The following is an 8,937-nucleotide window of genomic DNA, read 5'->3' as shown; positions in this document are numbered from 1 at the left end:
CACGTGCTGGGCGTGGTTGAAGTAAGCTAGATCGGGTAAATTATGAATACGCACCCACTCAATAGGCTTTTTATTGTTTCCGTAGGTCTGGGTTTCGGGGTCGAAGTCAATCGCTGCGTAGATTTTCTGAATCTCAGGCGACTCAGTTTTGATTTGCTGATGGCAGTTCATACAGATATTCGCTGAGGGAATATTGGCCGATTTAGCTTTCATTACTCCCGTATGGCAGTATTGACACTCAATCTCATACTGTCCGGCATGTAAAGAATGCGAAAAAGCAATAGGCTGTTTAGGCTGATAGCCCTGCTGTACTCCTACTGAGAAAAGTCCGTCGAGTACCAATTTTACGGCGATAGCCAGAAAAACAAAGAGCATTAACCCAATGAATGGACGGCTCTTTACTACCTTCTGAACATCTACTTTCTGGTTAATGATTTCTCGGTCGGCATCATCTAGATCCTGCTTCTGGTTCAGAAAGCGGGTTAACACCGAAATAATCAAAACCAGTACCAGTAAAATCAGCACTAATACTACAATTAAGCCAACAATAATAGCCGTAAGATACCCGGATGGAATACCGCTCCCACCACCAACATTTGGATCGCCCGGCTCACCGCCACCAGGGGTTTCAGCAGCTTGTGCTGGAGCGGATGCTTCAGCTTTAATGTAACCTAAGATATTGAGAACCTGCTCATCAGAATAATCTGAGAAGGCCGGCATCAGCGTTTTGTTGTACTCGTTGTACAAATTTACCGCGTACTCATTGCCTCCTTGAATAACTTTTTGAGAATTCTTGATGAATAAAACTAGCGTACCTAAATCATCCCAACGTTCTTCTACTCCTGCCAGAGCTGGTCCAACTACCTGCTTGTTGATAGCGTGGCAGACCGTACAGTTGTTATTAAAAATGTTTTCACCTTCGGCAATGGCTTCCGGACTGGAAGGTATACCGCTACCATCATCTCCACCAGCAGCAGCGGCATCCGCTGGGGCCTCTTCAGTAGCAGTTGCCGCTGAGTCAGCAGCGTCTTGGGCAGAAGAATAAGACCAAGAAAAAGTAAGGAAGATAAGTGGAAGAAGAAAACCAGCTAAAAAAATGCTTTTTCTGAAATTTGAGCAACAATCGTTCATTATGACCCTTTTTAAATCTCCACAAAAGTAACACGGGAATGCTTATATTCAAACACATTTACATCAATTTGGTACCTCAATTGTGGTAGATATACTTTTTTTCCTAAGAGATTGATTATCAATAGCTTAGTTTGGTACTTTTTAGGAAAAGTGACTAATTTAGAAAAAGTATAAATAATAAGTTCAGGAACTTATCTTACGATTAGATAAAAAATAAAACCCGCCGGTTGACGGGTTTGATGAGGTAGCGAGCGGATTCGAACCGCTGTGAGAGGTTTTGCAGACCTCCGCCTAGCCCCTCGGCCACGCTACCGATATAAAACAAAGCTACAGGTTTTATGACCATCGTCAAAGAGAAAAGGGGGTTTATCCCCTTTTCAATAAGACAAATAACATTAATACCTATTTGCTAGACTTCTCATCTTGCTTCATCTGCTCTTTTAGATTAGATAAAGCCTCTAGATCACCCAAAGTAGAACGCTCAGCTTCCTTAGCACTACTGCTAGAAGTTGAAGCTGACCGGGTTGGTTTCGCAGCCGCCTTTTTCACCTCTACTTCACGATAAGTAGCTGTGTGCGATAGTACAATGCGCTTATCATCTTTAGAGAAGTCAACTACCCGAAAATCGATAGACTCACCTACTTCTGGTTCGCCTCCGTCTTCTTTAGCTAGATGCTTACTACCTGCAAATCCTTCAATCCCGTACTGCAACTCAACGAGAGACCCTTTATCCAGCTTGGTGGTGATTGTACCCTTGTGCACTGAACCAACCGGAAACAGATCGGCAAAAGTATCCCAAGGATTTTCTTCCAATTGCTTATGTCCTAGTGCCAAACGACGATTATCCACATCTAGCTCCAAAACTTTCACCTCCAGATTATCACCTACCTTTACGAACTCAGAAGGATGTTTGATTTTCCTTGTCCAGCTCAAATCAGAAACGTGAACCAGACCATCAATACCCTCTTCCAATTCTAGGAATAGCCCAAAGTTGGTCAGGTTACGGACAATGCCCGTGTGAGTAGTACCAATAGCATATTTAGTAAGTACATCAGCCTTCGTCCACGGATCTTCCGTTAGCTGCTTAATACCTAACGACATTTTTCGCTCTTCGCGGTCTAATGTAAGCACCACCGCATCGAGTTCGTCGCCAATATTGATAAAATCTTGCGGATTACGTAAGTGCTGCGACCAAGACATTTCAGAAACGTGAATTAGTCCTTCAACGCCTGGCATAATTTCTAAGAAGGCACCGTAGTCGGCTACGTTTACAATTTTGCCGTGCACTTTGCTACCTACCTGAATTTCTTCGGCTAAAGAATCCCACGGATGAGGCGTTAGCTGCTTCATTCCTAATGAAATACGCTTCTTCTCATCGTCAAAATCGAGTACTACTATGTTTACCTTTTCATCTAGATTAAGCACTTCTTCCGGATGGTTGATACGTCCCCAAGAAATATCGGTAATGTGAAGCAGACCATCTACACCACCCAGGTCGATGAACACTCCGAAATTGGTCATGTTCTTAATAATACCCTCGAGTACTTGTCCTTTTTCTAGGTTGTTGAGGATACGTGCTTTCTGCTCTTCTAGATCTTTCTCAATCAGTACCTTATGCGATACTACTACGTTGTCGTTGGCATAGTTAATTTTTACGACCTTAACTTCCATCTTCTTCCCAACAAACACATCGAAATCGCGAATTGGCTTCACATCGATTTGCGAGCCAGGTAAGAATGCTTCTACTCCGTAAATGTCGCAGATCAAACCACCTTTAGTCCGGCGCTTTACTGTACCTTCAATCACGTCATCGTTCTCCAACGCACTAGTGATTCTCTCCCAAGCACGAACGATCTTCGCTTTCTTACGCGATAAAATAAGCTGACCTCGCTTGTCTTCTTGCTCTTCAATATATACTTCTACTTCATCCCCTACCTTTAGTTCTTCTAGGTCACGGAATTCAGAAATAGAAACCAATCCATCGGATTTAAACCCAATGTTCAGAATAACATCGCGGTCGTTAACTCCCACTACAGTGCCACTTACAACTTCCTTCTCATTAATTTGATTAAGGGTGCCACTGTACATTTCGGCCATACGGGCCTTTTCTTCTTTAGAGTAGTCTTCGCCAAAGCCTCTGTTATCGGCCTGGTCCCAATCAAACTCTTCTTGTACTTGTACTTGCGTATCTGCCATAAAATATAGTTTGCTCATTTTACACACCAGACATAGAGCAATTAGCCAAGCGGTTTAGTTAAACATCAATACAATGATACTAGAATTGCCTTACGATAGAAGGCGTTCTAAAAGTTCCGCAAAATTACGATTTTTCTGTTTCGTAACAAGTGATGCGCTAAAAATGAAGTGGTATAAAAAAAGTGCCTCAATAATTGAAGCACTTTATAATCTGATTATTGATTGGCTATACTGTGCCCATTACATGGCGTCCATTACATGGCGTCCTCTAGCTGATCTATCTGTTCTTCGTGCGCCTGTAATTTGGGTAATAGCTGTTGAACAAAAGTGGCTATTTCAGCATCAACATCACCGCCTTCATCCTCCAAATCAGCCAAGGCCTCGGTAAACTCTTCACTAGTATCGTCGAGTAGTTCTGTAAACCCATCGGAAAACTCTTCGGGAGAAGCCGCTCGTAGCTGGCCTACATCGCTATTATCGTCGTAGTTCATCGTTGATGGAAGCTCAATGTTATGCTTCCCGGCAAAGTCTTTTAGCTGCTGTTCTACTTGCTGATGATCGGTTTGCATCTGCTGAACCAGTGTCTGTAACTCGGGTGATAAGGAAGTTTGATCAGTCGCCATCTGGCTAACCGTTAAAATTTTGCTATTCAGTCCAAACGCTTTGGTAAGTGCTTCAGCCGCTTCTTCCATATCCTCTTCAAAACGAGCGTCGTTCGTTTCAGCGGCTTGTTCGGTAGCGGCGGGTTGAGAATTGCAAGCAACAAGACCAATTAATAATCCTGTACACAGAAGAAATGAAAAAATCGTTCTCATAGTTGTTTGGTTTTGATAAAAAATCTATTTGATGTATTAACTCGTGGAAAGTAGATTAGTTTTTATTTAGTATACGGATTGTAGTCGACAGTCCATGGTCCACAGCCCATAGTCACTTTTGTAAGGTGACCTATATTAGGCAATTACATTTGGCGACTATCAGCCATCGACTGGGGATTGTCAACTGCGGACTAGTTATCCGAGAGAGACTGCTCCCGAATGGCTTTAAATTCTGATCCGGGTTTCCACTCAGGAAAGGTTTCTTCGTTGCTAATTTGGTAACCTACTTTGAATAGCAACTGAGCATCCTGCACCATCCCAGCCAAGTTCCATTCGCCTTCAATATATTCATCAGAGGGTTGATGATAATCGCGCTGGGTCCACTCATCCATTTTAGCTCGGGTCCACTCTACTCCTTGTTCGGCCTGTTCGTATTCGCCACTGGCGTAAAGAGCCGGAATACCTACTTTGGCAAAGCTAAAATGATCGGATCGAAAGAAATATCCCTTTTCTGCATTAGGGTCAGGCATTATGTAGCGACCTTGCTCCTTCGCTACAGTTTCGGCGTATTCATCTAATTCGGATTGCCCGTAGCCTACAATGGTTAGGTCTTTCATTGGCCCCCGGAAATGAATACCATCCATATTGATATTTGCTACGGTTTTGTTGACCGGATAAATTGGATTTTCAGCATAGTAGGCTGAACCGAGTAGCCCCTGTTCTTCGGCGGTAACTGCTAAGAATAGCACAGTTCGTTTGGGTACTTTCTCTAATTGACTAAAGGCATTGGCAACCTCCAGCAATACTGCCGTTCCAGTAGCGTTATCGAGTGCGCCGTTATAAATAGAGTCCCCGTTAATTGGTTTGCCTATTCCTAAGTGATCCCAGTGAGCGGAATATATAACGTATTCGTCGGAACGTTCGCTGCCAGTGCGTTTGGCGATTACGTTTTGAGAAGTGGCTTCCTGGTAGGCAACATCCATCGTGAGATTTACCGCCATTTCCATTGGAATGGGTTGAAAGCCTGGCTTACGGGCTTGCCCCAGATAATTCTCGATAGTTGCCATCTCCATCAGTTGACGAGCCGATTGCTGAGAAATCCATCCTTCAAAGGCACAGCGAGATTGGTTGCCGTCTTCGGATTTCAAATACAGTGCTTTGCCCGTCCAGCTACTTTGCACCACATTCCAAGCATAACCGGCGGGGGCGGTGTTATGAATAATGACGACCCCTTCAGCTCCCTGTCGGGCGGCTTCTTCGTACTTGTACGTCCACCGTCCGTAGTATGTCATAGTATTACCTTTGAAAAAGGTGCTATCGCTCGTACCAAAGCCCGGATCGTTTACCAGCACAACCGCCGTTTTTCCCGTCATATCAACACCTTCGTAATCGTTCCAGTCATATTCTGGGGCAACAATACCAAACCCACAGAATACTAACTCGGAGTTGTTAATCTCTACTCGGTCGGTTACTCGTCGGGTTAGCGCAACAAAGTCTTCTCGGTAGTCTAATTCTACCGATTCATCACTACCTTCAATGGTCATTGTTTCCGCTGGCATTGCCTCAATTTCTACTAGTGGAACCGCCTGAAAATAACTATCGCCATTGCCAGGTTCTAACCCGGTAGTTTTAAAGGCATTTTCAAGATATTGAATGGTTTTCTTTTCTCCTTCAGTGAATGGCATACGTCCTTCAAATTCGTCGGAAGCTAACGTCTGTATATGCTCCTGCAAATCTGGTTCGGTTATAGCGCTATCTAGCAGCGTTTCTACACTATTCTGCTCATTTTCGGGGCTACAGCCTCCATTTACTATTAGTGCGACTACTACTAGCGAAATAACAAAAGCGAAGGGTATAACTGATATTAAATTAAAAAAAGTATTTTTCATATTTATAAAGTACAATTAATAGGTTTCTAATTACCATTTTTTCTTACATCTGGCGGTTTTTCTCCATTTTTTAATGGTAATAATGCTTGGTTGGTTTTCCTATTGTACAGAAAATAAAAACAATTGTCTATTACCATGACTATTATTTGTTTGTTGTACCGATTGACTACTACGCTGTTGGTTAGTTTAATTAGTAGTGTCACTTTTAGTTTCGCTAATGTAGCCGACTGTTCTACTGGTAGTACTATACCTGAAAAAATACTGCCAGGCACCTATTTAGTGGTGGGCGTATTTGAGCATGAAGATAACGCCAAAAAGTATACTGAGCATGTTGCCGGACAAGGTCTTTCGGCACACTATGCATTCTATGCCGGGTCAGGCTATTTCTACGTATATACCTATTCGGCATTATCCACCGAAGAAGTAACCGAAGCTTATCAAGAACTGCGAGCTACCCAAGAGTTTAGTGAAGCTTGGATATTTGTAGCTGAAGGAAACGATTCAGTAACAAATACCCTCGCTAATAAGGAATTGCCAAATCGCTTAGATCAATCTGATGACACTACTGAGCTAACTACTTCTGAAGCAACTTTGCCCCCTACCAAACCTGTGAGCTCTGAGGATCAAAATAGTAAAAAGCGAGAGAAACTGGAACGCCAGCCAGTGCTACACCTGAAGTTTCAGGCTACTCAAGAAGGTAGTAATCAGCCGATTGCTGCTACAATAAAAGTAGTAGAGGGGGCACGCTCTAAAAATGTAGGCGAAGTTTCTACTAATGAAGTGCTTACCGTAAATAAAACGGAGGTTTTAGATAGTACTCTACAGATTATTCCTTACGCAATAGGGTACCGTAAAGTACAATTTAACCTTCCACTAAATGGTAGTGATTCTGATTCGGTGTGGCAACTAATCCAATATGAGGGAGATACGCTAGTGGTGGATATGTCACTACAACGCCTTAAAAAAGGAGATGTTCAAATCATGTTCAATACCTACTTCCATGGTAATGCTTCGGTAATGCGAGGGCGCTCGCGCTACGAAATAAATGAGTTAGTTAAAATGCTAGAAGAAAAACCCAATATGCGGATTAAGTTGCACGGGCACACCAATGGATCGGGCCGAGGGTTTATTTATACTTATAACCCAGAATCAAAAAACTTCTTCAACCTCATTCAGAATAAAGAGCACAAAAAGAATGGTGTGAGTTCTATTAAGCTATCGGCTTTGCGAACGGAGACAATTAAGCATTATTTAGAGCATAAAGGTATAGCAGGCGATCGCATAGAAACCCAGGGTTGGGGTGGAAAAAGAATGATCTACCCTAATGATACTCCGTCATCAAAGCACAACATCCGGGTAGAGATTGAGATTTTGAATGAATAACCTATTACTAAATAGTCTTATATCCATGTCTATATTTTCTGAAGTTTCTCGATAGCTATTGTTGATTTCAGCATTAGTATGAGCATTAATTCGTACGCAGGTATTTGTAAATTTACCTTATTTAAAATAAAGAGCACAAGAAAAATGATGTGAGTTCTATCAAGCTATCGGCTTTGTGAACAGAGACAATTAGCGTTATTTAGCAAGGTATAACAGGCGAACAAATAGAAACCCAGGGCTGAAATTTCGTCGGAGTGATAATGTTTGCAGCGTTAATTCAAACTCTGTAGGATTACGCTCCAACCAGTGCAGGGGTTGTATAATTCGTATATTTCTTCCCTAGATTGTAAAATCCGAACTTGCCCACCTTCGGTAAGATTGTTAATATAAAAGTCCATAGAGAGTGTATCCAATGCCATCTCATTGTCACCAAGGGCAAGATCATACGATGGACCCAGCGTAAACGCCACTTGATTACCAGTATAGGCTGCCTCAAATGATTTTACCGGCACAATAAAATCGCCGTTAGGAGTACGAATACCAAAGCCGATAGACACAAATGGCCCAGAACGATTTGCCTGATTAAATATTACAAAGTCGGTAATACCCTCTATATCTTGAGCTATCTGATTTCCTACCCGTTCACCATTATTGTAAATGTCTACTGTAGGTCGGGCGAGAAAAATCTGGTTATCGTCTGCAAAGCTTATCCCTCCGGGCTCAAATAAAGTGGGTAATAAGGCTATTGATTCGTTAGATTCAGCAATAGATCCTTGATACTGCTGAACATTAAAAGTTTGATCACAGGCTACAATAGCTGATGCATCCGTTAGATTCTGAAAGTTGATCGCCGAAACATTTACCTCAGTTCCCGAAAAATTACCCGACAAGGGTTCATCTAACACAATAGAATTACCCTGAGCAGTGTAGCCGGTTGAGAAGTTAACTGATTGCCTCCTTTCACCTGATGTTAAGGAAGCTGAGGTGAAGTTGATTGTTCGTAAAGCGGTGTTAAAGGATAAAAAAAGCGATAAATCTCGATTAGTAAAATTTAAGCGGTAAACCGGGGAAACTACCCCTAAACTTTCAGAAAGGGTCTCAAGATTGGCATTCAGTGTTCGACCTAACAAGCTTTCGGCATTATCAGGGGCAGATTGGAATACTAGCGTAGTAGGTGACGAGGGATCAGTCTTGCTTCGGAAAACCAGATCGCCATCGGGGGTTTCGTTGACGTAATCAAATTCGTATTCAGCTAAAAAGGTAGCTCCACCTTGTTCGTAAAGAAAGCTGAAGAACGAATAGCTCTCAAAGATAAGTTCTAGCCCTAATGAATTATCTACCCGATAAGTGATCGTCTGGTCAAAAAATTCATTATCATTCAGTCCAAAATCAGTGCGAATACGTAGGTTATCGTTCTCATCAAAGTTGAGCAAAACGATATACGTTCCAGATTCCTGTATAGGTCGATACCGCAGCACCCAACCATTGGATGGGGCCACCAACTGATTTTTCAGTGTAGAAAC

The 8,937-nt window shown here is 42.4% G+C and carries 6 protein-coding genes and 1 tRNA gene; 1 reads left to right on the top strand and 6 read right to left on the bottom strand.

Annotation, left to right across the window (positions count from 1 at the left end; translation table 11 throughout):
- From WBA23_RS19640 to WBA23_RS19620, 5 genes are all read right to left on the bottom strand, one after another.
- On the bottom strand, nt 1-1,131 hold a 1,131-nt coding region (locus tag WBA23_RS19640; protein ID WP_424583982.1), incomplete at its 3' end, for a c-type cytochrome.
- A gap of 242 nt (nt 1,132-1,373) precedes the next feature.
- A tRNA-Cys gene (locus tag WBA23_RS19635) sits at nt 1,374-1,444 on the bottom strand.
- A gap of 89 nt (nt 1,445-1,533) precedes the next feature.
- A complete protein-coding gene (gene rpsA, locus WBA23_RS19630; protein ID WP_424583981.1) occupies nt 1,534-3,327 on the bottom strand; it encodes a 30S ribosomal protein S1 in 1,794 nt (597 codons plus the stop codon).
- Nucleotides 3,328-3,581: 254 nt separating this feature from the next.
- Nucleotides 3,582-4,142 (bottom strand): DUF4142 domain-containing protein, encoded by a 561-nt coding sequence (locus WBA23_RS19625; protein ID WP_424583980.1) that lies wholly within the window; start codon nt 4,140-4,142, stop codon nt 3,582-3,584.
- Between the two features lie 191 nt (nt 4,143-4,333).
- Entirely contained in the window at nt 4,334-6,031 is a 1,698-nt protein-coding gene (locus tag WBA23_RS19620) for a M28 family metallopeptidase (RefSeq protein WP_424583979.1), read from the bottom strand.
- Nucleotides 6,032-6,166: 135 nt separating this feature from the next.
- Here WBA23_RS19620 and WBA23_RS19615 point away from each other — a divergent pair, with 135 nt between their 5' ends.
- Nucleotides 6,167-7,414 (top strand): OmpA family protein, encoded by a 1,248-nt coding sequence (locus tag WBA23_RS19615; protein WP_424583978.1) that lies wholly within the window; start codon nt 6,167-6,169, stop codon nt 7,412-7,414.
- Between the two features lie 272 nt (nt 7,415-7,686).
- Here WBA23_RS19615 and WBA23_RS19610 read toward each other — a convergent pair.
- A partial coding sequence (locus tag WBA23_RS19610) for a DUF4302 domain-containing protein (protein ID WP_424583977.1) occupies nt 7,687-8,937 on the bottom strand: 1,251 nt, incomplete at its 5' end.

The sequence above is a fragment of the Tunicatimonas sp. genome, assembly GCF_049647865.1.
In the GTDB taxonomy this organism is placed as follows: Bacteria; Bacteroidota; Bacteroidia; order Cytophagales; family Cyclobacteriaceae; genus Tunicatimonas.
Note: the sequence above shows the minus strand (reverse complement) of the source record. Positions and strands in the feature narration are given on the sequence as shown.